Origin of the sequence: Methylophilus medardicus, assembly GCF_006363955.1 — a bacterium.
GTDB lineage: Bacteria > Pseudomonadota > Gammaproteobacteria > Burkholderiales > Methylophilaceae > Methylophilus > Methylophilus medardensis.
On sequence record NZ_CP040948.1, the window covers coordinates 1,347,456 to 1,373,230 of the forward strand.

Below are 25,775 nucleotides of genomic sequence, written 5' to 3' on the forward strand. Positions count from 1 at the left end.
AAAACTCAGCTTATTCCACGTGTGCACAGGCATATTCATAGGCCTGGTGGTAATCAATATGCATCGGGCTTTCGCTTTGCAGCATTTGCTCCAACAATTTGTTTTGAGTGACGTATTTCAACTGGCCAATCGCCAACGCACCAAAGCCAGCCACTTGCGTGCCTTCAATAAAGCCGCCATTGGAGAAAGTATCGACACCTTCAATCCCTGAAGGTGGAACGGCGTTAACGTCGGCCACCACTTTGAGTGTGCTGGATTTTGCCAGCTGGGCCAGTTCCAATACACGAATCCCTGCCGGCGTCGCGCACAACGCCACAGTAGCTTCATTTAACACAGCGATTTTAGCGGCCTCAGTGCTGCCATCTACCACTTGCAACTTCACATCATAATTGGCGGATAGTTTATCGACATAAGTTTGCATGCTTTCGAGTCCAGCATGCGCCACCATTAATACCGTTGATCCCTGACGGGCAGCAATTAAAGCGGCTGTCGAGCCCACTGTGCCACTGGCACCAAAAATGGCCACTTTTTCTTGACCGAGACCACTGCCGGATTTTTGCAGATAAAAATCGACTTTTGCCAGCATGGCGGCTGCGGTAGTAAATGCACCAGAAGGATCAGAAAAGGTGTGGCATTCAAAAGGCTTAAACATGGCACTACGCGCCTGTTTTTGCATCTCTAATGCGACTTGAATATCGCGACCGCCAAAAAACAAGGCCTGCTGTTTTAAGCCACTAGGGCTGCGAGAAAAAATGGCATCCTGGGTCAAGGCCACGATTTCATTAAGCGTGACGTCGGTGTAAGAAATAATTTTTTCATAGCCGGCATCAAAGGCCATATTCACATCAAATGGGCTGGCGTTTTTTGCGGCTGTAAACAAATGCATAATGCTGGTTTTTTTCATTATTCCCCCCGGAACCGTTCGTTAATCATAGCTATTCCCAATATACACACATCGAAGCAGGTTCAAAATCAAGAGCAGACCGTGAAAATCATAACTTTTCAAGATTATCTGCCACAAATTTAAGCCGAAGCGACTTTTATATCGATCTGGGCAGACTGATTCATTGCCGCAGTCACCAAAAAGCCGAGCGCTGCATGCCCGGCGTAATTGGCGAGCAGTTGCATTTGCAAGTCGACCGCAACTTGACGCGAGGGTAACAATACAAACCCGGTCGGGCCCCAAGAAGATTGCCCGGCGCCGACATAACCTTGTTTTATTAGACGGTTGAGAATCTCGCCAACCGCTTGACTGGCATAAGCCCCCCCCTGTGCCGGCGAAAAGTAATCTGCGTTATAGCGCTGTAGCGCACCCAAAAACTCACTAAATGCGGCAAAGTCGTGCTCAATCAATGCGGGTAGGCCTTGGCTCAGTAATTGTTGCTGAATGGCTTGGGTCGCCGCAACGGACGGCGGCACCAGTTGTTTAAAAGCCGTTTTTTCGCCTTGACCATGCAAGCCGTGATGACTGCTATCTGTGATCAGTAAAAAATGCCAATCGGCGGGAAATGCCTGTTGTGCCAACATCGGCGGCACCACGGTGTGGGCGGCACGGCCGCCATCCACCACCAGACCGCCATGGGTAAAGGTGGCAATACCGATCCCTGATCGGGCACCGCGCTGATGGATCGCGGCGATTTCTGCGGGGTCAATGGAATGACCCAGCAAGCCGTTGACCGCAGCGCCAAGGGCAAGCGCCATTTGCGTACCAGAACCGAGACCGCCGTGCCGTGGAATCGCCTGTGGTATGGCGACATCCAGCAAGGTGTCTGTTTGAGTCGCAGACACATGACGCTGCAAAATAGCCGCTGCCCATGGGTCCAACGCTTGTTGTGGAGGACCAAACCTCGCGTTGACCACAGTCTTAAAAGCATCAATCGCTACGCCAACGCTACCAAACTGGCGTTGTAGCTGATTACTCAAATTAAAAAAACCGAGATGTAGGCGACCGTAGGTGGTCACGCGCACCTGATCTGCTGCGGGAATCACTGCTTTCATGGCGTTTTATTATAGGATGCTAAAAAAAATGAATTGTCACCCATATGGTGACGTGACATTAAAACATGATTTTGGCATAATGACCGTTACAAAAGCCGTTCTATAATCAGAAGATGTTAGGCAAACAGCCTCTATTTATCGAATTCAATCCATCGCATTCCGCGATAGATTATCACCAGTTTTAAAATAATTAAGGGTTTTATATGGTAAGTCATGTTATTCCATTTGAGAATCTACGAAACACCGATGTGCCGTCTGTTGGGGGCAAAAATGCCTCTTTAGGTGAGATGATTTCGCAGCTCTCCGCCAAAGGCGTACGCGTACCGACTGGTTTTGCAACCACGGCAGATGCCTACCGTGAGTTTTTAGCACAAGGTGGATTGAACAAAAAAATCAATGACTTGCTTGATAAATTAAATGCCGATGACACGCAGGAACTGGCGCGCGTGGGTGCACAAATTCGTCAGTGGATTATGGAGGCGGAGTTTCCACCGGCACTGCAAACAGCGATTGCTGAAAACTATGCCAAACTGATCGAAAGATCTGCGCAAGGGACGACTTTTGCGGTACGTTCCTCTGCCACCGCAGAAGACTTGCCAGATGCTTCATTTGCCGGCCAGCAAGAGTCTTTTTTGAATATTCACGGCTTGGACAACATCAGCCATGCCATCAAAGAGGTATTTGCTTCTTTATACAATGACCGCGCAATTTCTTACCGCGTACACAAAGGCTTTGTGCATGCCGATGTGGCACTCTCGGCCGGCGTACAACAAATGGTGCGCTCTGACATTGGCTGTGCTGGCGTCATGTTCACCATTGACACCGAATCTGGCCACCGTGATGTGGCCTTTATTACTTCGTCTTATGGCCTAGGTGAAACCGTGGTGCAAGGCGCAGTGAACCCAGATGAGTTTTATGTGCATAAGCCATTGCTGGCACAAGGTAAGCCAGCGATTGTGCGCCGCACCATGGGCTCCAAGCTGATCAAAATGATTTTTTCGGATGCGACGCAGGCCGGCAAATCGACCAGCACCGTTGAAGTGGATGCCGCAGAAAGCAATCGTTATTCATTGACCGATGCGGACATTTTAGAACTGGCGGGTTACGCCATGACCATTGAGCAGCATTATGGTTGCCCAATGGATATCGAATGGGGCAAAAACGGCTTGGATAACAAGTTGTACATTTTGCAAGCGCGTCCTGAAACAGTGAAGTCGCAAGAAGCGGCTAAAAACATCACTGAAACGTTTAAATTACAAAAACATTCTTCTGTGCCAGTAGTCGCTGGTCGTGCGGTGACTCAAAAAGTCGGCGTCGGCCCAGTGCGTATCGTGCTGGATCCTGCGGATATGCACGAAGTGCAACCTGGAGATGTGCTGGTCGCAGACATGACGGACCCTAACTGGGAGCCGGTAATGAAACGCGCCAGCGCACTGGTGACGAATCGTGGTGGCCGTACTTGCCACGCGGCGATTATTGCGCGTGAGCTCGGTATTCCTGCCATTGTTGGTTCTGTGAACGCCACCGACTTATTGCGTGATGGTGAAATGGTGACCGTCTCTTGTGCTGAAGGCGAAACCGGTTTTGTGTACCACGGTGCCTTGGATTTTGAAATATCCACGCAATCAAACAGCGCCTTAGCAAAACCGCCGTGCAAGATCATGATGAACGTGGGCAACCCTGACATGGCGTTTACATTCGCGCAAACGCCGAATGATGGCGTTGGGTTAGCGCGCTTGGAGTTTGTAATCAACAACATGGTTGGCATTCACCCAAAAGCGATTCTGAATGTCGATGCCATGCCAGCAGCCATTCAAGCCACGATCAAGAATCGTGCGCGTGGATATGCGAACCCCAAACAATTCTATATCGACAAAGTGTCTGAAGGCGTTGCGACGATTGCGGCGGCATTCTATCCAAAACCAGTCATTGTGCGGACATCGGATTTTAAGTCAAATGAGTACAAAAAACTGGTCGGCGGCGAGATTTACGAGCCAGATGAAGAAAACCCAATGATTGGCTTCCGTGGCGCGGCGCGTTACATGGCAGAAGACTTTAAAGAGTGCTTTGCCATGGAGTGTCAGGCCATGAAAAAAGTACGTGACGAGATGGGTTTGACCAATGTGGAATTGATGATTCCTTTTGTGCGCACGTTGGACGAAGCACGCGCTGTGACAGAAATCATGGCTGCCAATGGCCTCAAACGTGGTGAAAACGGCCTGCGCCTGATCATGATGTGTGAAATCCCGGCAAACGCGCTGTTGGCCGAAGAGTTCTTGGAGTACTTCGATGGCTTCTCGATTGGTTCTAACGACCTGACGCAGCTGACATTGGGCATGGACCGCGATTCTGGTATTCTTGCCGACGGTTTTGACGAGCGCAACGATGCGGTAAAAGTGCTGCTGAAAATGGCCATCAACACCTGTAACCGTTTGGGTAAATACGTTGGTATTTGTGGCCAGGGCCCTTCTGACCACGAAGACTTTGCAGAATGGCTGGTCGCTGAGGGCATCCAATCGGTCTCGCTCAACCCGGACACCGTTGTGGCAACTTGGCAGCGTTTGACCAAAAAATAAATATTTAGCAATCAACTCAAGGCGTTCGCATGAATCACCGTTCTGTTTTTATTATTTCTGATGGCACGGGGATTACAGCTGGCGCCTTGAGCAAGTTGCTAGAGCACTTTCCAAATACCAAATTTACTACCACGCGCCTGCCCTTCACGGACAACGACGAAAAGGTCCAAGCCGCATTTGAGCATATTCAAAAAGTCGCTGGCGAAGACGGCATCCGCCCGATTGTCATTATGTCAGTCGGCAACGGTGAACACCGTAACCACCTTAAGCAGGCCAATGCCTACTTTATCGATTTATTCCACCGTTTTATTTATCCGCTGGGTTCTGAGCTCAATCAAGAGCCGCTCACAGGCGCCAGCATTGCTTACAGTGCAATGGGGAATAGCTACCATGAGCGCATGGAAGCAATCAACTTCACGCTGAATCATGATGACGGCATGACGAATTCTGGCTTAGATGAAGCAGAAGTCATTCTAATCGGGGTTTCTCGTTGCGGAAAAACCCCCACCAGCATTTATCTCGCCATGCAGTTTGGTATCAAAGCCGCCAATTACCCACTGATTCCAGAGGATTTTGAGCGCGGTGCCCTGCCCGCTGCCTTGCAAAAAAACATTGATAAAATTTTTGGTTTGACCATTAAAGCGGAACGTTTACATTCTGTCCGCAATGAACGTCGCCCAGACAGTTTTTATGCTTCACTCGATAATTGCCGCAAAGAAATTGAAATCGCTGAAAGCATGATGCGCGCTGCGGGCATCCCTTGGGCAGACTCTACCAGCCGCTCGATTGAAGAGCTCTCCGCCTTGATCATGCAAAAAATTCGCCAGCGCTAAGGCTGGCGATTTTTTAAATGCGTTAACGGCCTCGATGCCGCCTGTGATTTTAGCTGACGCCTACGCGGCCATCGCCATTTCGCGCGTAGAAGTGCCTTTGTTGATTGCCGTCTGCGGCTTTAGCATGTCGCCCCGCCAAAAATAATAGAACTCACGTGCAACACTCAAAAAAGTATGTTGTGAACCCAAAGCATTGAACAAAGGCAGGTTTCTGTCGACCATTTGACGATAGCTGTGAGACTGTTTGAAGGAAACATGGCGTAAGGACATGAGTAAGTATCTTGCCATGCGCATACGCTCTTTAAACACAGCTGGCTCAAATCCGCGCACTTGCGTCATCTGCTCAAAGGTTTCCATGACTTGCGTTTCGTGACTGGTCATCGGCGTTTTATCCAAATCGTACCAATGCTTAAACAATTCGTCCTGTGCCACCATCACCACGGGGGTGCTGCCATTAAACACTTTGGCCTGACTCATGGCAGCAATGGCTTTAATATCACCGACCCAAAACGAGAAAAACTCACGAATCACTGGCAAAATACTAGGAATCTCAGCTGGGTCAATGCTGGCAATAAAACGATCGACCGCATGTCGATAATGGCTACCATCACAGGGGATGTCTTTTAAAAAGGCACTGACCCGAATCAGGATGAATTCTCGCTGCACCAATACGCGCTGGCTTACCCCTTGCCCAGTCAGCAACTTCACGTATGCTTTTTGCGCCTCTTCTTCTCTGGTCATTTCCATGATGATTGACTCCACTTGTCGGATTTGTATAACGCACTGCGACGAGGCAGGCACTGACAATTTCATCTTAATGCAGTCGTAGGGCGATCAAATATGCAATGAAGTTGGTAAAAGCCCCATATTTCAGGGCTTGCACAGGCTTTGTGCGACACTCGCTACGAAGTGGTTGGTTGGCGTGAAAACCATAGCAGCAAGGTGCTCAGAATGATCATGGCCAACATCGCCATGGCCAAGGTCAATGTGGAATGCCATACCAAGGGCACAATCAGGGCTGAGCACAGCGTTGAGCACAACATCTGCATGAATGCTTGTGCAGAGGCAGCGGTGCCACGCAAGGTCGGATAACAATCGAGTGCTGCAATCGATAAGATCGGCATGGCGGTTGCCATACCGACATTAAACAAAGCGATGGGTAGAATCGACAACCACCAAGCAGAATGTGCGCTCATACTCATCCACCACTGCAAGCCTACGTTGGCGCTGGCGATAATAAGCATCCAAGCAAATGCCCAGCGTAACACCCTGGTGGGGGCAATCTTGCCTGCCGTATGGCGTGAGATCCAAGAACCCAGCATCATGCCGGTCACCGTGGGCACAAACAAATAACCAAACTGTTGGCTATTCAGATGTAAATGCTTGACCAGAAAGACCGGGCTTGCCAACACGTAAATAAAGAATGCGGAAAAATTGAGCCCCAAGCAGATGATCAGCCCCAAAAAAACTTTATGTTTTAGCATCTTGCCGTAGGTCTGCACGATGCCTTGGATTGAAAATGCAATCCGTTTCTCCGCAGGCATGGTTTCTGGCAGGTAGCGCACCGCCATCCATAGCGCAATCGCGGCATACAGGGCCAAAAAGATAAAAATGGCCTGCCAGTGGATGCCTAAAAGAATCCCGCCCAGAATCGGCGCAATCGCAGGGGCAATGCCAAATAACAGCTGCACAGTCGCCATCACCCGTTGCGCTTGTGCACCTGAAAACAGATCACGCACCATGGCACGTGCAACGGTGTTGCCCGCCCCACCACTCATACCTTGCAAGGCTCTGAACAGCCACAAGGTTTGAACATTCGGTGCAAAAGCACAGCCGACACTGGCCAACATAAAAATCGCTAGCCCCCATTTAATGGTCGTGATACGACCGATCGCATCAGAAATCGCACCATGACAAAGTGTCATTAACGCATAGGGCAGCAAATACAAGGTCAAACTTTGTTGGATCGCTAATTCATCGGTGCCAAATGCTGCAGCCATGATGTGAAAGGCAGGTAAGTAAGTATCTATGGCAAATGGCGCTAGCGCAGCCAAAGCAGCCAACACTAATACCAAGGTAGAAGAACGTGATTTAAACATGAACGACCTTAGAAAAAACAAAGGTGCCCTCAGGCACCTTGGGTATTATAAGGCAGACCTGAAAACAATATCTGCCAGTTTAACCAATCTTCGCTTAGGGCAAAGCATGAAACTGTTCGATGCGCTCTTTATCACCCTCAACATATTTTTTAGAATTTTTGTCTGTTCTAAAGATAATGGGTTGCTCACGCAGCTGCGGTTTTTGTGAATTGGCTAAGGCCTCATCGATTAAATGACGATTTGGCGATTTTGTACACACTGGATCGGCCATTTCGGCGTCACCACTCAGCAGGTATGACTGACAACGACAACCGCCGAGATCGTTTTCTCTCTCATCACAACTACGGCAAGGCTCTTTCATCCAATCCATACCACGGTATTTGGTAAAGGCTGGAGATTCTTTCCAAGCCCACTCCAAACCATTCTCGCGGACATTGGGGAATGTCATGCCGGGTAACACACGCGCCGAATGGCAAGGCAACACATCCCCATTGGCAGTCACGATCATAAACACTTCGCCCCAGCCATTCATGCATTTTTTGGGCCGGTCAGAAAAGTAATCTGGCACCACAAAAAACACCTTCATTTTGTTACCGACCCGCTCTCTGAAAGCGTTAGTCGCGGCCTCAGCTTGGTTTAATTGCTCACGCGTTGGCATGAGCTGATCACGATTCACCAAACTCCAGCCGTAATATTGCGTGTTCGCTAACTCAACATAGTCAGCCCCCAGCGCTTCTGCCATTTCTAAGATCCGACCCACTTGGTCAATATTGTAACGGTGGATCACCACGTTCAATACCATGGGGTAGCCATGCGCTTTGATCATGCCCGCGACTTTTTTCTTCAATTCAAAGGTGCGGGTATCGGTAATAAAGTTGCTGATGTCTTCAGTGACATCATGCATCGACAGTTGAATGTGGTCTAAGCCCCCTTCTTTAAAGGCTTGAATTCGCTTCTCGGTTAAGCCCACTCCAGATGTAATCAGGTTGCTGTAGTAGCCAAGCTTGTGCGCCTCTGCCACAATTTCTTCAATGTCGTCACGTAATAACGGCTCCCCCCCAGAAATACCGAGCTGTATGGCCCCCATTTTACGTGCATCGCGCAACGCACTAATCCATTGCTCAGTGCTTAACTCATTTTTGGTATGTTTGTCATAATCGGTGGGGTTATAACAAAATGCGCAATGCAGTGGGCACCGATATGTAACTTCTGCCAGCAACCATAACGGTTGCTTCTGGGTGACGTTTGCTGCTACGCCATTATTAAGCTGTGCCATGTGACTCTCCTAACGGATTAATTGACCTTGCGTAACCAGGCTTTACCAACAGCAAGGTCAAACATACCCACAATATCGGATTCAATGCCTTCGGCATCCGGAAACGCGGTTTTTAACGCAGTCACGATATCGCCCACGCTCGCTTTACCATCCACGCGTTTCAGAATCTCTCCTGCACCGCCATGCAATTTGACCATGCCTTCAGGAAACAGCAGCACGTAGCTTTGTTGCGCTTCTTCCCATTGAAAGCGATGATGCAAGGCAATGGCGTATATATCTGAATGTTGGATGTTATTTTCCATGTTGCACTTCTTTCGTTGCTTATCTGAACTTGATGACAGGTTGGCGCATGTAGTCGCGGTCTTCAACCTGAATTTTCGTACTTGCTAACATGATGGCATCCGCAATCACCCACAACACATCGAGTTTGAATTGCAAAATGTCTAAGGCACGCAGCTGCATCTCACGGCTCACGCTAAAATAATCTAGCGTAATGCCTAGCCCTTGCTCAACATCGCGACGTGCTTCGGTCAGGCGTTTTTTAAAATACACAAAGCCCTCTTCTTTCACCCATGGATACATGGCTGGCCAAGAACTGATGCGTTGCTGGTGAATATGCGGCGCAAACAATTCAGTGAGGCTAGAACAGACACTCTCTTGCCAAGGCCGTTGACGAGCAAAGTTCACGTAGGCATCAACAGCAAATTTCACGCCAGGAGAAACCAATTCAAGGGAGGTGACTTGGTCGCGCGACAAGCCCACGGCCTCACTCAGTTTAAGCCAAGCTTCAATCCCGCCCTCGACCCCATCGTAACCATCATGGTCGGTGATTCTGTGAATCCAGCCTTTGCGTACCTCTTTGTCGGGGCAATTGGACATCACTGCCGCATCCTTCTGCGGAATCATGATTTGATAGTAATAACGATTTGCCACCCAGCATTGCAGTTGCTCTTTTGTCAGCTTACCTTCATACATCAGCACGTGGATAGGATGATAGATGTGATAGCCCTGTCCTTTTTCACGCAGTTTGGCTTCAAACTCTTCGCGTGACCATGGCAAATTATCGTGGGTAACTGTGTTCATATTGCGCTCCTATAGAATGATATCCATACCGTCATACGCCACTTCGATCTTGTGTTGATCGAGAATAGCGCGCTCGGCGGAATCTTCTCTTAAAATCGGGTTAGTATTGTTGATATGAATCAGTACTTTGCGTACAGGTTTATCGGCACCAAAGCCATCGAGGACTTCTATCATGCCACCCGGACCAGATTGCGGATTGTGACCAATACTGCGTGCAGTTTTGGTCATGAGCCCCATGTCTAACATTTCGGTGTTGGTCCAGAAAGTGCCATCGACCATCACGCAATCTGCTTGATGCATGAGCGGTGGCAAATGCGGTTCAATTTCAGCCAATCCTGGCGAGTACCAACATTTTTTGCCTGTTGAAATCTCTTCGATTAAAACGCCAATGGTGTCGCCGGGGTGAGGATCGTTGCGGTGCGGGGAATACGGCGGTGCTGCACTCTTCAACGCCACTGCGGTGAAGCGTAAATTGGGGACTGTCGGAATTTCAAAGCTGTGGGCTCTGCTAATATCGTCAGCATCAATTGGGATCTCATGATGATTGATACCGCAATAATGGCCCAGAATATTTAAAATTTGATTGCCGCTGGTCAGGTCGCCGTGAACGGCCTTGGTGCAATAAATCTCGCGCTTGACTTGGCCTTCACGCAACATAAATAAACCCGTGGTGTGATCAATCTGTGCATCAATCAATACAATCGCTTGAATCCCCGAGTCACGAATCCCACGCCCAGGTTGCAGTGGCGCAAACTCTTGAATTTGTTGCAACACGTCTGGGGAGGCATTAAACAATACCCAATCCACACCATTACTTGATACACAAATAGAGGATTGTGTCCGACGCTTAGCTTTGATTGTGCCTTTGCGCAAACCATCACAGTTTTGACAATTGCAATTCCATTGTGGAAACCCACCCCCTGCGCCCGCCCCTAATACGTGTATTTGCATAATCGCTCGTTATTTAACCTTTTAAAAAAGAAGCCTAGCCGGTTAGCTTAAACTTCATCATACAACAATTGTCTGTTCGGTGATGAGGCCATTGTGTGGCTTAATTTCTGGGTCCACACAATGAACACCAATTAAGACTCGCATCATACGCATGCGTTGCATGAACAGCCTGCAACAGACAATGATTCCCTGCTCATGATTATCATGAGCCCAAGACAGATTCGTGATTTTTAGGCATAAAAAAGCCGCGCTTGAGCGCGGCTTGATGGATTCGTTAAGTTTATTCTTCAGCGGCACGCTTTTCACGACGCGCTTTCACCGACGCGGCTAAAGTCTCTAACACGGCCACAGAATCCTCCCAGCCCAAACAGGCATCGGTGATCGACTGACCGTAGTTGAGGTTGCAACCGGGTGAATGGTCCTGACGGCCTTCGTTCAAATGTGACTCCAACATGAGACCGATAATACGTGCATCCCCCGCGGCGACCTGCGCAGCCACATCATCTACCACCGCGATTTGATTTTTATACTGCTTTTGGCTGTTGCCATGGCTGCAGTCGACCATCAACACGGGTGCTAAGCCAGCTTCTGCCAACTGGTCACACACAGCTGCCACACTTTGAGTATCGTAATTTGGCAGTTTGCCACCGCGTAAAATCACATGGCAGTCTTCATTGCCTTTTGTGGCAAAAATGGCAGACTCACCTTCTTTGGTCATCGACAAGAAGTGATGCGGACTCGCAGCAGTTTTAATAGCATCGATGGCGACCTTCACGCCACCGTCAGTCCCGTTTTTAAAGCCGACGGGGCAAGACAGGCCTGAGGCAAGCTCTCGGTGAATTTGAGATTCGGTCGTACGCGCGCCAATCGCACCCCAGCTGACTAAATCCGCCGTATATTGTGGCGATACCACGTCTAAGAATTCTGTCGCGGCGGGCATCCCGATCTCGTTCACATCCAGCAAAAAGCGGCGTGCTTTTTCGAGCCCTAAATTGATGTCATAGGTACCATCAAGGTGGGGATCATTAATCAATCCTTTCCAGCCAACCGTCGTGCGTGGCTTTTCGAAATACACGCGCATGACGATCAACAACTCGCCCGCCAGACGGTTGCGCACGGCAAGCAAGCGCTGAGCATATTCCATGCCGGCCTCGGTATCATGGATCGAGCAAGGCCCTACAATCACCAACAATCGATCATCACCTTGATGCAGAACATGGTGAATGGCCGAGCGCGTTTTGAGAATGTTTTGCGTACTGGTTTGACTTTCTTGCAGTCGAGACAGTAATTCCGCTGGTTTAATCAGCGGTTTAATCTCAAGCACCCTGACATCATCAGTGGCTAATTTTTCGTATACGGTCATGACGCTAAAATCTTTGTAAGCACTTCAAGAAAACGTGCATTTTCACTAAATAAACCAATGCTGACACGCAAATACGCCGGCATTTCATAATTGGCTACCGGGCGGACAATCACGCCCTGCTTGAGCAATGCCTGGTTGACCGCGCTAGCGTTGTCGACTTTAAAGCTGACGAAATTGCCATACGACGGAATATAACTCAAGCCGAGTTGTTGCAGGCCTTGCGTCATTTGCAGCATTCCGGCCTGATTGGCTGCATAGCTGCGCGCAACAAAGTCATCATCAAGCAATGATTCAATGGCAGCCACTTGCGCTAAGCTGTTAACGTTAAACGGCTGACGCACTCGGTTCAACAAATCGGCCACGGTGGCGTGCATCAAGCCGAACCCGACGCGCAATCCTGCTAGTCCATAGGCCTTTGAGAAGCTGCGTGAAATAATCAAATTTTCAAATTCTGCCAGCCAACCAATGGCCTCTGATTTGTCCGCAGGTGACAAATACTCGTCATACGCCTCGTCTAGGACCACCAGAATATGCTTAGGCACTTGTTGTAAAAATGCTTTTAAGTCTGGCTTGCTGATCAGCGTTCCGGTCGGATTATTAGGGTTTGCGACAAACATGAGCTTGGTGTTAGGCGTGATCGCTTTCAAGAAACCAGCCAAATCATGACCAAACGCTACCGCTGGCACCACAATACCAGTCGCACCCACGGCTTGCGTCACCAGTGGATACACTGCAAAGGCATGCTGCGAGTAAATGACGTCATCTCCCGCCGTTAAAAAGGCGCGTGCGACCAGCTCTAGAATGTCGTTAGAACCGTTACCAAAAACAATCTGTGATGCTTGCACCCCAAATTTATGACTGACCGCATCCCGCAAAGCAAAGCTGTTGCCATCTGGATAACGTGCAATGTTTTCAATCGCCGCTTCAAGCGCCATTTGCGCCTTGGGACTCATCCCGAGCGGATTCTCGTTGGACGCGAGTTTAACGATATCCGCCTCGTTTAATCCCATTTCGCGGGCAAGTTCACTGATCGGTTTGCCACCCTGATAGGGGGCAATGGCACGAATATTGGCAGGCGCTAACGCTGATAAAGTCGACATAATGAAAGATTAAATAATTGCGGTTGGGTAAGAACCCAACACTTTGAGAAAAGTAGCGCGTTCAGCCAATGCTGTCAGCGCGGCTTGTACGGAAGGCTGTTGTTGATGGCCTTCAATATCGACAAAAAACACGTAGTTCCACAAGTTTTGGCGTGAGGGGCGTGATTCAAGCTTGGTCATACTCACACCATGCTGAGACAAGGGCTCAAGCAGCGCTAACATGGCGCCTGGCTTATTGTGTGCACTCATTACCAAAGAGGTTTTGTCCTGGCCTGACGGCGCAACACTATGATTGCCCAGCACCAAAAACCGTGTAGTGTTTTTAGGATCATCTTCAATATTTTCAGCCAACACATGCAAATCGAACAGCTCAGCCGCGCGCTTGCTGGCAATGGCGGCTGCGAAGGTGCCTTGACTGGCAACCAGCTCATGGATCATTTGTGCAGCGCGCGCGTTACTGGTCACAGCTTCCCGCTCGGCCGTGGGTAAGTGCTTGTTCAACCACTCATGACATTGCGATAAAGATTGCGCATGTGAAAACACATGGCTGATCTGACGGATATCCTGCTGCGCTGATAGCAAGCAATGGTGCACGGGCAAGGTCACCTCACCGATCACTTGCAGCGGACTTGAAAGCAATAAGTCTAACGTGATGCCAACTGCGCCCTCCGTCGAGTTTTCCACCGGCACCACCGCATAATCTGCCTGCCCAGCCTCAACCGTGCGAAACACCTCATCAATACTGCCGCAGACGACCGCTTGGCGACCTTCACCAAATTGTTTTAACGCGGCCTCCTCACTGTAGGTGCCTAATGGCCCCAGAAAAGCAATCGATAACTCTTTTTCGAGCGCGCGGCAATTGGACATCACCGCACGAAAAATATGACTGACAGCTTCAGGCGATAGCGGCCCTTGATTGTCTGCTTGCAAGCGACGAATAATTTGCGCCTCACGCTCAGGGCGATAAATCACGCCATCGTCTTTTAAATGCCCGATCTCTCGCGCCAGAGCGGCTCGTTGATTGACTAGCGCCAATACTTGGGCGTCAATTGCGTCAATCTTATCTCTAAATTGTTTCAATAAATCAGACATTTAAAATAAATAATTAAGGTATTTTATGAGTTGGATTTTTCAAACGCTTGCATAAACTCGACCAGTGCTTGCACGCCTTCGATAGGCATCGCGTTATACATGCTGGCGCGCATCCCACCCACAGAACGATGTCCTTTGAGTTGTAACAAGCCCTGCGTCTCTGCCTGCTTTAAAAAGGCATCATTGAGTGATTCGTCATGCAAACGGAACGGAATATTCATCCGCGACCGATATTCGTGTTGAATAGCATTGTCATAAAAGTCAGTTTGATCAAGGTAGTGATACAACAAGTTCGCCTTGGCGATATTTTTTTGCTCGATGGCTTCTACGCCGCCTTGCGCTAATAACCACTCAAAAACCAAACCTGCGATATAAATGCTGTAAGTTGGCGGCGTGTTAATCATGCTTTGGTTATCCGCCTGGGTTTTCCAGTGAAACACCGCAGGAGTCAACGAGGACGCTTGCTCCAATAAATCTTCACGCACAATCACCAGACACAGCCCCGCGGGGCCAATATTCTTTTGTGCGCCCCCATAAATCACACCATATTTTGAAACATCAATGGGACGTGACAAAATATGCGAGGACATGTCAGCGACAATTGGCACGCCATGGGTGTCGGGCACGGTCAAAAACTCCACCCCATTGATGGTTTCATTGGTGCAGTAATGCACGTATGCCGCCTGCTTGTTTAATTGCCAATCATTAAACGCCGGCACCGTAGTAAAGCCTTGCGCCTCAGCGCTAGCGGCAATATTGATCTGACCATATGCCTGTGCGTCCTGCACACTGCGCTTACTCCAGGCGCCGGTGACCACATAATCCGCAGACTTGCCGTTCAGCAAGTTGAGGGGAATCATGGCATTCTCAGCAATCGCCCCGCCCTGCAAAAACAAGACTTTATAATTGGTCGGAATGGCCAACAGCTGGCGCAAATCGGCTTCGGTTTTCTCCAGAATGCTGGTGAACTCTTTGCCACGATGCGACATTTCCATCACACTCATACCAGAGCCATGCCAATCAAGCATTTCTGCTTGGGCACGCGCTAATACTGGTTTTGGGAGGACTGCTGGTCCTGCAGAAAAATTAAAAATCTGTGTCATGCCTGTCTTATTCTTCGTTGCCTTCAACGTCATCGTCAGTTTCAACTACTTTTTCTAAGCCTGACAATTTTTCACCTTCGCCCAGATTAATCAAGGTCACGCCTTGTGCTGCGCGACCCATATCACGAATCTCTTTGACCCGCGTACGAATCAATACACCACCCGTGGTGATCAACATGATTTCATCTTCTGCGCTCACCAGTCTGGCCGCAATGGCTAAGCCATTACGCTCGCTAATGGCGATGGCTTTAACGCCTTGGGTGCCACGGCCTGAATGACGGAACTCAGACAACACGGTGCGCTTACCGTAACCGTTTTCAGTCGCAACCAACACAGACTGCTGATCATTTTCAGCAATCAGCAGAGACAACACCTGCTGCTTAGCTGCGAGTTTCATGCCACGCACGCCGCGCGTCGCCCGGCCCATCGGGCGCACATCATCTTCAGTGAACCAGACCGCTTTACCACCGTTGGATACCAGCACGATATCGTTGGCACCATTGGTCACTTCAGCACCGATCAGATAGTCGCCTTCGTCGAGGTTAATCGCGATAATGCCGGACTTACGAGGATTGGCGAATTCGGTTAACGCTGTTTTCTTGACCGTACCCATCGCCGTTGCCATGAAGACAAAGTGGCTTTCGTCAAACTCTTTCACGGGCAAGATAGCGTTAATTTTCTCGCCCTCTTCGAGTGGGAACAGGTTCACAATCGGCTTACCGCGGCTGACACGACTGCCTTGTGGTACTTCATAGACTTTCAACCAGTAGACACGTCCACGGCTGCTGAAACACAGGATGTAATCATGTGTATTGGCGACAAACATCTTGTCGATGAAGTCGTCCTCTTTGGTAGCAGCTGCTTGTTTGCCGCGACCACCACGTTTTTGCGCACGATATTCATCTAATGGCTGTGACTTGACATAGCCCGTATGTGACAAAGTAACGACAACATCTTGTGGCGTAATCAGATCTTCAAGAGACAGGTCCTGTGTGTTTTGCTCGATTTCTGAACGACGTTTGTCGCCAAATTGTTTCTGAATTTCATTTAACTCATCGACAATAATCGCGGTCACACGCTCAGGTTTAGCGAGAATATCCAGCAAATCAGCAATGACATCCATCACTTCTTTATACTCATTAACGATCTTATCCTGCTCAAGACCAGTCAAGCGTTGCAAGCGCATTTGGAGAATTTCTTGCGCCTGGACGTCAGACAGTCGATAACCCTCTGGGGTCATGCCAAAGTCTACCGACAAGCCTTCTGGACGAGAGGCTTCCATGGCCGCGCGTCTAAGCATTTCTTCAACTACTGGCGAGTTCCAGGTGCGTAACATCAACTCTTTTTTCGCTTCTGGTGGCGTCGGTGCAGCTTTAATGATCGCAATCATCTCATCTACGTTAGCCAGCGCAACTGCCAAGCCTTCAAGCACATGGCCCCGATCGCGGGCTTTGCGCAGCTCAAACACGGTGCGGCGTGTGACCACTTCACGACGATGACGCAAAAAGGCTTCAAGCATTTGCTTGAGGTTGAGCAAGCGCGGCTGCCCATCCATTAGGGCCACCATGTTCATACCAAAGGTGTCTTGCAATTGGGTTTGTTTGTAGAGGTTGTTTAAAATCACCTCTGGGACTTCGCCCCGCTTGAGTTCAATCACTACGCGCATGCCTGATTTATCAGACTCATCGCGTAAATCAGAAATACCCTCGATTTTTTTCTCGTTGACCAGTTCCGCGATTTTTTCAATCAAGGTTTTCTTGTTCACCTGATACGGTAACTCGTCAATGATGATGGACTGACGACCCCCTTTATCGAGATCTTCAAAGTGGGTGCGGCCCCGCATCACGACGCGGCCGCGGCCGGTGCGGTAGCCCTCTTTCACACCTACCGTGCCGTAAATAATCCCAGCGGTCGGGAAATCAGGTGCGGGGATGTATTCGATCAATTCATCGACACTGATTTCAGGGTTTTTCAGCACTGCAAAGCAGGCATTTAACACTTCGTTCAGGTTGTGTGGCGGAATGTTGGTCGCCATGCCCACGGCAATCCCCGAGCTACCGTTAATCAGCAGATTGGGAATACGGGTTGGCATGATCAGCGGCTCTTGTTCGCTGCCGTCATAGTTAGGACCAAAGTCTACAGTCTCTTTTTCGATATCAGCCAACAGCTCGTGCGCAATTTTGGACATGCGAATTTCGGTGTAACGCATCGCAGCCGCGTTGTCGCCATCCACCGAACCAAAGTTACCCTGACCATCGACCAGCATGTAGCGCAGAGAGAAATCTTGCGCCATGCGCACGATGGTGTCGTACACAGCCGTGTCGCCGTGCGGGTGGTATTTACCGATCACGTCACCGACAATACGGGCAGATTTTTTGTAAGGCTTGTTGTAGTCATTTGACAACTCGTGCATCGCAAACAACACGCGGCGGTGCACAGGCTTGAGACCATCACGCACATCAGGAAGCGCACGCCCGACGATCACGCTCATGGCGTAATCGAGGTAGCTCCGACGCATCTCGTCTTCTAAGCTGATAGGTAACGTTTCTTTGGCAAATTGATCTGGAGACTGACTCATTCTTGACCCAATTTATAGTTAAAAGTTATCTCGCGATTTTAGCATATTAAGCGCAATCCGGCGCGCCTAATCACGGCTGGGGGCCAAGTGGGCATGAAAAAAAACCACGATTTGGTCACTTTTATTAGCTGAAATCTTTCGCCTTAAATAACAAACGACACTGACAGGACTTCCTGATCAGTGCCGATGAAGTAGCTAAAAAAACCCGCGTAATTAAAAATCAAGCGCCAGCCTAAAAGCTATTTGAACCTATTACTGTTGCGTGAGTAACTGCAAGTCTGCTTTCAAATCCTCAATATGCTCCAAACCGACCGCAATTCTGACCAGATTATCCTTGATGCCAGAGGCAGCTCTTGCCTCTGGGCTGACGCGGCTATGCGTGGTGGTGGCAGGATGTGTGATGGTGGATTTTACATCGCCCAGGTTTGCCGTGATTGAGATAAGGCGCGTGGCATCAATCACCGCCCATGCTGCCTCCTTCTGGGTTTGGCCCGCACGCGGTTTGACTTCAAATGACACAATCCCCCCGCCCAATCGTTGTTGCTTTTGCGCTAAATCGTATTGCGGATGCGAGGGCAAACCGGGATAGTACACGCGGTCTATCCCCGGCTGCTGTTCCAACCATTGGGCCAACGCTAAGGCGCGTGCTGCATGCGCTTCCATACGCACTTGCAAGGTCTCTAACCCTTTAATGAACACCCAAGCATTAAATGCGCTCATGGTGACGCCAGCGGTGCGCAAAAAGCCATACACCGGCTCCATGATGGCCATGCTACCCAGCACCGCGCCGCCAAGAACTCGGCCTTGTCCATCAATATATTTGGTCGCCGAATGAATGATGATATCTGCGCCCAATTTTAGGGGTTGCTGCAAAGCAGGTGTACAAAAGCAATTATCCACCACCAGATAAGCACCAGCGGCATGCGCAATCGTTGCCAACTCGGCAATGTCGCCTACTTCAGTTAATGGGTTGGAGGGCGTCTCGGCAAAAAATAATTTGGTATTGGGTTTTACCGCCGCTTTCCATTCGGCCGCATCAGTCAGTGAAACCAGCGTCACGTCTAAGCCCCAGCGTTTGAGGATATTGGTAAAGAGTTGCACAGTGGTGCCAAAAATACTGCGGGAAGCCACCACATGATCGCCCGCACTGCACAAGCCCATGACACACGCAAGAATCGCAGACATGCCGCTTGACGTGGCAACGCATTGTTCTGCCCCTTCAAGTGCTGCGAGCTTATCCTGAAACATCGTCACAGTCGGGTTAGTAAAGCGGGAGTATATGTTGCCCGGCTCAGTGCCACCGAAACGAGCGGCGGCCTGCGCTGCATTTTCAAAGCGAAAACTTGAATTTAAAAACATGGCTTCAGAGTTCTCACCGAAGGCAGTGGTGAGTGTGCCGGCACGCACAGCCAGCGTTTCCAAATGGTATTGATCGTTCATGATTCCTCAAACTTCTGTCCGGATTGGACAATCCCGTCTTGGCGTCTAGGGCCTAGATTTGGGTAATAAAAAACCCGTTTCAGCATTGCGCTAAAACGGGTCTTTGGGGCTCTCGCTTTAGCGGTATTTATAATGCGCTCGCAAGCTGAGTTAGGCTTCGTTTAAAGTTCGCCACTCAAATCAGCGCAATTTCATTAAACGCCTTTTGTATTCGCCTGTCAACCCTTACTCTGCACCCACCAACTCAGTGGATAACAGGTTCAAATCGAGCTGTGTGGTTGAGTTTGGGGGTAACTGCTTTTTGTTCATATCACTGCGGGCGGATTCGATGCGATTCAAGTAGGCCGCATCAATATCACCGGTGACGTACTTACCGTCAAAACAGCTGCAATCAAATTCGGTCATGTGTGGATTTGATTTGGCGATGCTTTCTCGCAACGCATCCAGATCCTGATAAATCAGCGCATCGGCACCGATTTCAGCACAAATTTCTTCATCCGTGCGATTAGTGGCGAGCAACTCATGGCGGCTAGGCATATCAATGCCGTACACGTTAGGATATCTGACCGGCGGTGCTGCGGAAGCAAAATAAACTTTATTGGCGCCCGCGTCGCGTGCCATCTGCACAATTTGCTGAGAGGTGGTACCGCGCACAATGGAGTCATCTACCAATAACACATTCTTGCCTTTAAACTCGATACCGATCGGATTGAGTTTTTGACGCACAGACTTTTTACGCAATGCCTGCCCAGGCATGATAAACGTTCGGCCAATGTAACGGTTTTTGATGAAGCCCTCACGATAATCTAAGCCTAAAGCAATGCCTAATTGCAGCGCACTCGGGCGGCTAGTATCGGGAATCGGAATCACCACATCAATTTTTTTATCTGCCCACTCGCGCTTAATTTTCTCGGCGAGCAAGGTGCCCATATCCAAACGGGTTTGGTACACCGAAACACCATCGATGACGGAGTCTGGACGCGCCAGATATACATACTCAAAAATGCAAGAAGTCAGTTTGGGATTGCTGGCACATTGACGGCTAAATAAATTACCATCCATGTCGATAAACACGGCTTCACCAGGCTCGACATCCCGCAACATGCTAAACCCCAACACGTCCAGCGCGACGCTTTCTGAGGCGACAATATACTCGGTGCCTTTGTCAGTCTCCTGTTTACCAATCACTAATGGACGAATGCCATGTGGATCACGAAACGCCAATAACCCAAAATTAGCAATCATCGCCACCACCGCATAAGCCCCTTTACAGCGTCTGTGTACCCCAGCCACGGCGTCAAACACCATGTCACTGTTTAGTAACGCATTCTTGGAAGTGCTCTCGATCTCATGGGCTAGCACATTGAGCAATACTTCAGAATCAGAGTTGGTATTGATGTGACGCAAATCTTGTCTGAACATTTCAGATTTGAGCTGCTCAGAGTTGGTGAGATTACCGTTGTGGCCTAAGACGATACCAAAAGGAGAATTGACGTAAAAGGGTTGCGCCTCTGCGGCGCTCGAAGAACCTGCGGTCGGATAACGCACATGTGCAATCCCCACATTACCGACCAGATTACGCATGTGACGCGTATGAAAAACATCTTTTACCAAGCCATTGTTTTTGTGCATATGAAAAGAATTACCATCACAGGTCACGATACCAGCGGCATCTTGGCCACGGTGCTGCAATACTAGCAGACCGTCATACAACAACTGATTCACCGGGTTCTTGCCTACAATACCGATAATTCCACACATAGTGACATCCCTATCAAACGCTTGATTACAAATTAAATGGCAGACTCATCTACCCGCTGATGATCCAAATGCACATGCCTAGCAATACTAGATGGCATCCATGGCAACAATTTCAAGACCAATGCTTCAAACGGCGCGCTAAAGGTTGCATTGACCCAGCGCGGATCTTTTGGCAAATCGGACATCCCCGCCAGCATCACCAATATGCAAACCACTAACCCGCCTTTAATGAAGCCAGCAATCCCACCCAATACACGGTTTAGGGCGCCCAGTCCCATCGCTTTAATCAAACTGGTGAGCAACAACGCAAATAAAGCAGCCACAAATAAAACCAGTAAAAAAACGACTAAAAATGCAGCCATGGCTTTTACTGATTCGCCCGGTATCTGCTCTGGCATGTATGCAATGACCTGCGCGTTGAAACGGTTTGCTAAATAAAAGGCCAGTACCCATCCTAATACGGAAAATACTTCTCTAATCGCCCCGCGCATCAACCCAACCAAAATCGAAAAACCGATGATGCCTAATACGAAATAATCAAACACAGTCATCGGCTAGATCAGGACTTGCTCGCCACAATGCCTGAGAACCCGGCGGCTTCCAGTTTTTTAAGCGCAGCTGCCGCTTCGTTTCGAGAGGCATACGTCCGCGAACGTAAGCGCAGCTTTTGACCCGCAGCATCTACTTTTTCTGTCGCGGCTTCAACACCCGCTTGTTTTAACTTAGCTTGCAGCGTTTCAAGGTTTTTAGGCTCTGAAAATACACCAAACTGTACAAAAAACTTTCCTGATTTTTTATCGGTATTAAGCACAGCTTCTTTAGTCGCTGGCTTAACGGCGGCGACTTTGGGCTCTACTTTGGGCTCTACTTTGGGCTCTACTTTGGGCTCTACTTTGGGCTCTACTTTGGGCTCTACTTTGGGCTCTACTTTGGGCTCTACTTTGGGCTCTACTTTGGGCTCTACTTTGGGCTCAATCATTGGGGCAGGTGTTGATTGTGCCAAGGCGGGTGCAGGATTGACAGCTTCAGGCTTGGACTGCTTTGATGAGGCTGTTACAGCTTTGGTTGCTGCTGGAGCGATCTCATCCATGTTTGCCTCTAACACTTCTGTGGCATGCGTCTCTGCAGAAGCAGCATTCGCGGGTACGGCATCGTTGTCCAACACCACTTCATCCTCGGGTAATTCAAGAATGGGCTCACGATTGGTTTGGCGATTCACAACGGTAATTTCTACGTTGTCATGATTAGATTCTACCACCCTGTCCTTAAGCACAAAGGGCAGCACGATGAGCATCAAGACCACCAAGGTGATCGCACCCACTAATCGCCTACGGGCAGTTTTTTTGAGCAACAGTTCGTTGTCTGTCAAAGCATCTCTCGCCATCTTGTGTTGTCGTTCTAACGCAGGTTTATTGCCATCTGGCTAGCTTAAAGGGCCCACTGATCAGGCGTTAATTCCAAAATTGCAGCCACAGTAAAAAATGAACCAAACACGATGATTTTATCATTTTTTGCAGCGTTTTTATAAGCAGTGCGCAAGGCAGTAGGCAAATCAGCATGCTGATGAATCCGGTCTGGCGATACATTTTTGCTCAAACAAGTCTGTAAATAGGCTAATTGTGCTGCTCGTGGGTGATCAATCGGGGCGACATGCCATACATCCATCACCGAATGCAATATCTCCACCACACTGGCAATATCTTTGTCAGACAACATGGAAAATACCGCAATCACCTGACCGTGACTGAGATCCGCGCGCAAACGCAGCAAATTTTCACGTAATGCACGCGCCGCATGCGGGTTATGCGCCACATCCAGAATCACATCCGGAGACTGTTGCAGGTATTGGAATCGACCCGTGACTTCAGTCACGGTAAGTGCATACAATAACTGTGGCTCGGCAACGGGCAACACAGCCTCTAGGGCACGTACGGCAAAAATGACACTTGCTGCGTTATTCCATTGATAATCACCAAATAACCGCAAAGTACCAATATCAAGTTCGCCAGCGGCATCCTGATAACGGGCATGTTGGCTGCCTAAAATTTCAATCTGATAATCGACGCCAAAGCGCTTTAACTGCACACCCAATGCCTCTGCATGTGCAAGTAATGCGTCCGGTGGAGACGCGTCACCGCAAATAGCCACTTGCTGTTGACGGTATATGCCAGCTTTTTCATAACCGATGAGTTCGCGTGTATTGCCCAAGAATTCCATGTGATCAAGATCAACATTGGTGACAATCGCACAATCAGCGTCGACAATATTCACGGCATCTAAACGACCGCCCAGGCCAACCTCTAGGATCACCACATCGAGCGGCTGCTGTTCAAAAGCCCATAAAGCGGCCAGCGTACCCATTTCAAAGTAAGTCAATGTAATGTCCCCGCGAGCTTGCTCAACGGCAGAAAACGCTTCGCACAATAATGCATCAGCAATCACCTGCTGATTAAAGCGCACACGCTCTTGGTAGTGCACCAGATGGGGAGAGGTATAACAGCCTACTTGATAACCAGCAGCGCCGTAGATACGCTCCAGCATGGCACAGGTAGAACCTTTGCCATTGGTGCCGCCGACAGTGATCACGGTAAATGGAAATTGCAGTTGCAAACGGTTAGCCACCGTTTGCACTCGGTCTAAGCCCATTTCGATGGACTTTGGGTGTAAGGACTCAATGTAGCCGAGCCAAGCCTCTACTGTTTGGGGCAGCTCGGATATCACAGACGACATCAGGCAGCTTTAGTCAAATTCAACAAATTGGACAATAACTGACTAAGCTTTGCACGCATCTCACGACGGTCAACAATCATATCAATCGCGCCGTGCGTCAAAAGGAACTCTGCACGCTGAAAACCTTCCGGCAGCGTCTCACGTACTGTTTGTTCGATCACGCGCGGGCCGGCGAAACCAATCAGCGCATTTGGCTCGGCAATAATGACATCCCCAAGCATGGCAAAACTGGCTGAAACACCCCCCATGGTCGGATCGGTCAAGACCGAAACATATGGCAAACCGGCTTCTGACAATTTAGTCAGTGCCGCACTGGTTTTAGCCATTTGCATTAACGAGAGCAGGCCTTCCTGCATGCGGGCACCACCACTGGATGAAATACAAATAAAGGCACATTTGTGCGCAATGGCGTCTTGAACCCCTCGCACAAAGCGCTCACCGACTACCGAGCCCATAGAGCCGCCCATGAATTTGAACTCAAACACCGCAGCAACCACCGGCACACCCTCAACTGCACCGCGCATCACAATCAGCGCATCTTTCTCTTTCACGTCACGCTGCGCTGCGCGCATGCGCTCCGCATAAGTTTTGCTATCTTTAAATTTCAACGCATCCACCGGCGTCACATCGGCACCGATCTCGATGCGGCCTTCTGCATCCAGTAACACATTTAAGCGGCTACGCGCACCCAAACGGTGGTGATGACCGCATTGCGGGCAGACTTCAAGATTCGCATCCAAATCCGTGCGGTAGAGCACCGTCTGGCAAGCATCACATTTGCTCCATAAGCCCTCAGGCACGTTACGTTTTTGTACAGAACCAACCGCACGCTTAATTTTTTGTGGAATCTTGTCTAACCAACTCATAGCTTCTCCTGCTTTCATATCGCGACGCACTTAAACCAGATAGGTTTAAACTGAATCAATCGCCGTACGCAATTCTTTCATTAGTGCCTGCACATTCGTGACCAGCTGACCAGCATCAGCGTTTTCAATCGCCAGCACCATGCGACTACCCACAACCACCGCGTCTGCAATCGCAGCCACTTCTCGTGCGGTCGCCGCATCTTTGACCCCAAACCCAACGCCAATTGGCAAACTGGTCTGGCTACGAATCTCTGCAACGCGTTTTTTTACTTCGACAATATCCAGATTGGCGGCACCCGTTACACCCTTGAGGGATACATAGTAAAGGAAACCAGTGGCCTGTTTCACAATCAGCGCAGTGCGTGAGGCTTCAGTGGTCGGCGACAACAAGAAAATACTGTCAATGCCCGCACTGACCAAAGCATGATTGAAAGCTTCAGACTCCTCCGGCGGATAGTCGACTGTCAATACACCGTCTACCCCTGCCTCTTTGGCGAGCGTGACGAATTGATCACAGCCCATAGCTTCAATCGGATTCGCATAGCCCATCAACACAATCGGCGTGGTTTGATTGGTCTCACGAAACGCTCTAACCATCCCTAGCACTTTGCGCAGGCCCATTTTGTGCACCAAAGCGCGCTCACTTGCGCGCTGAATCACCGGTCCATCTGCCATCGGATCAGAAAACGGCACCCCTAACTCAATCATGTCTGCACCAGAGGCCACCAATGCATGCAACAAAGGCACGGTTTGATCAGGATGTGGATCACCGGCAGTGATGTAAGGAATCAGCGCTTTTTTACCTTGCGACTTGAGTGCAGCAAATACAGTTTGAATGCGAGACATAAGAATGCTTTGTTAGTTAATTCTAAAATATTGGATTAACCGTGCTGTGGAAGCGCTATCAAAATACAATTACAGCGCCA

General features: G+C 49.4%; 22 protein-coding genes. 2 read left to right on the forward strand and 20 right to left on the reverse strand.

All coding sequences use genetic code 11. The features are described 5' to 3' along the window. Nucleotides 1–10: 10 nt before the first annotated feature. Nucleotides 11–904, reverse strand: a complete 894-nt coding sequence (locus FIT99_RS06590; protein WP_140003551.1) for an NAD(P)-dependent methylenetetrahydromethanopterin dehydrogenase — start codon at nt 902–904, stop codon at nt 11–13. 119 nt (nt 905–1,023) lie between these two features. Continuing rightward, nucleotides 1,024–1,998 (reverse strand): GHMP family kinase ATP-binding protein, encoded by a 975-nt coding sequence (locus FIT99_RS06595; protein ID WP_140003552.1) that lies wholly within the window; start codon nt 1,996–1,998, stop codon nt 1,024–1,026. A 203-nt stretch (nt 1,999–2,201) separates the two neighbouring features. Here FIT99_RS06595 and ppsA point away from each other — a divergent pair, with 203 nt between their 5' ends. After that, a complete protein-coding gene (gene ppsA / locus FIT99_RS06600) occupies nt 2,202–4,574 on the forward strand; it encodes a phosphoenolpyruvate synthase (protein ID WP_140003553.1) in 2,373 nt (790 codons plus the stop codon). A 29-nt stretch (nt 4,575–4,603) separates the two neighbouring features. Continuing rightward, nucleotides 4,604–5,407, forward strand: a complete 804-nt coding sequence (locus FIT99_RS06605) for a pyruvate, water dikinase regulatory protein (RefSeq protein WP_140003554.1) — start codon at nt 4,604–4,606, stop codon at nt 5,405–5,407. A gap of 60 nt (nt 5,408–5,467) precedes the next feature. On the opposite strand, the gene FIT99_RS06610 is transcribed toward FIT99_RS06605, so the two are convergent. From FIT99_RS06610 to trpA, 18 genes are all read right to left on the reverse strand, one after another. Then, complete coding sequence (locus FIT99_RS06610; RefSeq protein WP_140003555.1) at nt 5,468–6,154, reverse strand: hypothetical protein; 687 nt, start codon at nt 6,152–6,154, stop codon at nt 5,468–5,470. A gap of 155 nt (nt 6,155–6,309) precedes the next feature. Then, entirely contained in the window at nt 6,310–7,506 is a 1,197-nt protein-coding gene (locus FIT99_RS06615) for a multidrug effflux MFS transporter (protein ID WP_140003556.1), read from the reverse strand. Nucleotides 7,507–7,600: 94 nt separating this feature from the next. Beyond that, entirely contained in the window at nt 7,601–8,782 is a 1,182-nt protein-coding gene (gene pqqE, locus FIT99_RS06620; RefSeq protein ID WP_140003557.1) for a pyrroloquinoline quinone biosynthesis protein PqqE, read from the reverse strand. Nucleotides 8,783–8,799: 17 nt separating this feature from the next. Then, entirely contained in the window at nt 8,800–9,084 is a 285-nt protein-coding gene (gene pqqD, locus FIT99_RS06625; protein ID WP_140003558.1) for a pyrroloquinoline quinone biosynthesis peptide chaperone PqqD, read from the reverse strand. A 19-nt stretch (nt 9,085–9,103) separates the two neighbouring features. Next, nucleotides 9,104–9,865 carry a pyrroloquinoline-quinone synthase PqqC gene (gene pqqC, locus FIT99_RS06630; protein WP_140003559.1) on the reverse strand — a complete coding sequence of 254 codons (762 nt, stop codon included), beginning with the start codon at nt 9,863–9,865 and terminating at the stop codon, nt 9,104–9,106. Between the two features lie 9 nt (nt 9,866–9,874). Beyond that, entirely contained in the window at nt 9,875–10,816 is a 942-nt protein-coding gene (gene pqqB / locus FIT99_RS06635) for a pyrroloquinoline quinone biosynthesis protein PqqB (protein WP_140003560.1), read from the reverse strand. Between the two features lie 280 nt (nt 10,817–11,096). Continuing rightward, nucleotides 11,097–12,179 carry a 3-deoxy-7-phosphoheptulonate synthase gene (locus FIT99_RS06640; RefSeq protein ID WP_140003561.1) on the reverse strand — a complete coding sequence of 361 codons (1,083 nt, stop codon included), beginning with the start codon at nt 12,177–12,179 and terminating at the stop codon, nt 11,097–11,099. Then, a complete protein-coding gene (gene hisC / locus FIT99_RS06645; protein ID WP_140003562.1) occupies nt 12,176–13,279 on the reverse strand; it encodes a histidinol-phosphate transaminase in 1,104 nt (367 codons plus the stop codon). The genes FIT99_RS06640 and hisC overlap by 4 nt, the downstream gene beginning before the upstream one ends. A 9-nt stretch (nt 13,280–13,288) precedes the next feature. Further along, a complete protein-coding gene (gene pheA, locus FIT99_RS06650; RefSeq protein ID WP_140003563.1) occupies nt 13,289–14,371 on the reverse strand; it encodes a prephenate dehydratase in 1,083 nt (360 codons plus the stop codon). A 23-nt stretch (nt 14,372–14,394) separates the two neighbouring features. Beyond that, nucleotides 14,395–15,474: a 3-phosphoserine/phosphohydroxythreonine transaminase gene (gene serC / locus FIT99_RS06655; RefSeq protein ID WP_140003564.1), complete on the reverse strand. Its 1,080-nt coding sequence runs from the start codon at nt 15,472–15,474 to the stop codon at nt 14,395–14,397. Between the two features lie 7 nt (nt 15,475–15,481). Continuing rightward, nucleotides 15,482–18,052: a DNA gyrase subunit A gene (gyrA, locus tag FIT99_RS06660; protein ID WP_140003565.1), complete on the reverse strand. Its 2,571-nt coding sequence runs from the start codon at nt 18,050–18,052 to the stop codon at nt 15,482–15,484. Nucleotides 18,053–18,304: 252 nt separating this feature from the next. Beyond that, nucleotides 18,305–19,492, reverse strand: coding sequence for an O-succinylhomoserine sulfhydrylase (locus FIT99_RS06665; RefSeq protein ID WP_140003566.1), 1,188 nt, complete (start codon nt 19,490–19,492; stop codon nt 18,305–18,307). A gap of 225 nt (nt 19,493–19,717) precedes the next feature. Beyond that, nucleotides 19,718–21,253 carry an amidophosphoribosyltransferase gene (purF, locus tag FIT99_RS06670; protein WP_140003567.1) on the reverse strand — a complete coding sequence of 512 codons (1,536 nt, stop codon included), beginning with the start codon at nt 21,251–21,253 and terminating at the stop codon, nt 19,718–19,720. 32 nt (nt 21,254–21,285) lie between these two features. After that, nucleotides 21,286–21,804 carry a CvpA family protein gene (locus FIT99_RS06675; protein ID WP_140003568.1) on the reverse strand — a complete coding sequence of 173 codons (519 nt, stop codon included), beginning with the start codon at nt 21,802–21,804 and terminating at the stop codon, nt 21,286–21,288. Nucleotides 21,805–21,812: 8 nt separating this feature from the next. Then, the gene (locus FIT99_RS06680; protein WP_223261135.1) at nt 21,813–22,622 is read right to left on the reverse strand and encodes an SPOR domain-containing protein; all 810 of its coding nucleotides are present in this window, start codon (nt 22,620–22,622) and stop codon (nt 21,813–21,815) included. 59 nt (nt 22,623–22,681) lie between these two features. Further along, nucleotides 22,682–23,983: a bifunctional tetrahydrofolate synthase/dihydrofolate synthase gene (gene folC / locus FIT99_RS06685; RefSeq protein WP_140003570.1), complete on the reverse strand. Its 1,302-nt coding sequence runs from the start codon at nt 23,981–23,983 to the stop codon at nt 22,682–22,684. Continuing rightward, complete coding sequence (accD, locus tag FIT99_RS06690) at nt 23,983–24,849, reverse strand: acetyl-CoA carboxylase, carboxyltransferase subunit beta (protein WP_140003571.1); 867 nt, start codon at nt 24,847–24,849, stop codon at nt 23,983–23,985. Before accD ends, folC begins: the two co-directional genes overlap by 1 nt. Nucleotides 24,850–24,894: 45 nt before the next feature. Then, entirely contained in the window at nt 24,895–25,695 is an 801-nt protein-coding gene (gene trpA, locus FIT99_RS06695) for a tryptophan synthase subunit alpha (RefSeq protein ID WP_140003572.1), read from the reverse strand. Nucleotides 25,696–25,775 lie beyond the last annotated feature (80 nt).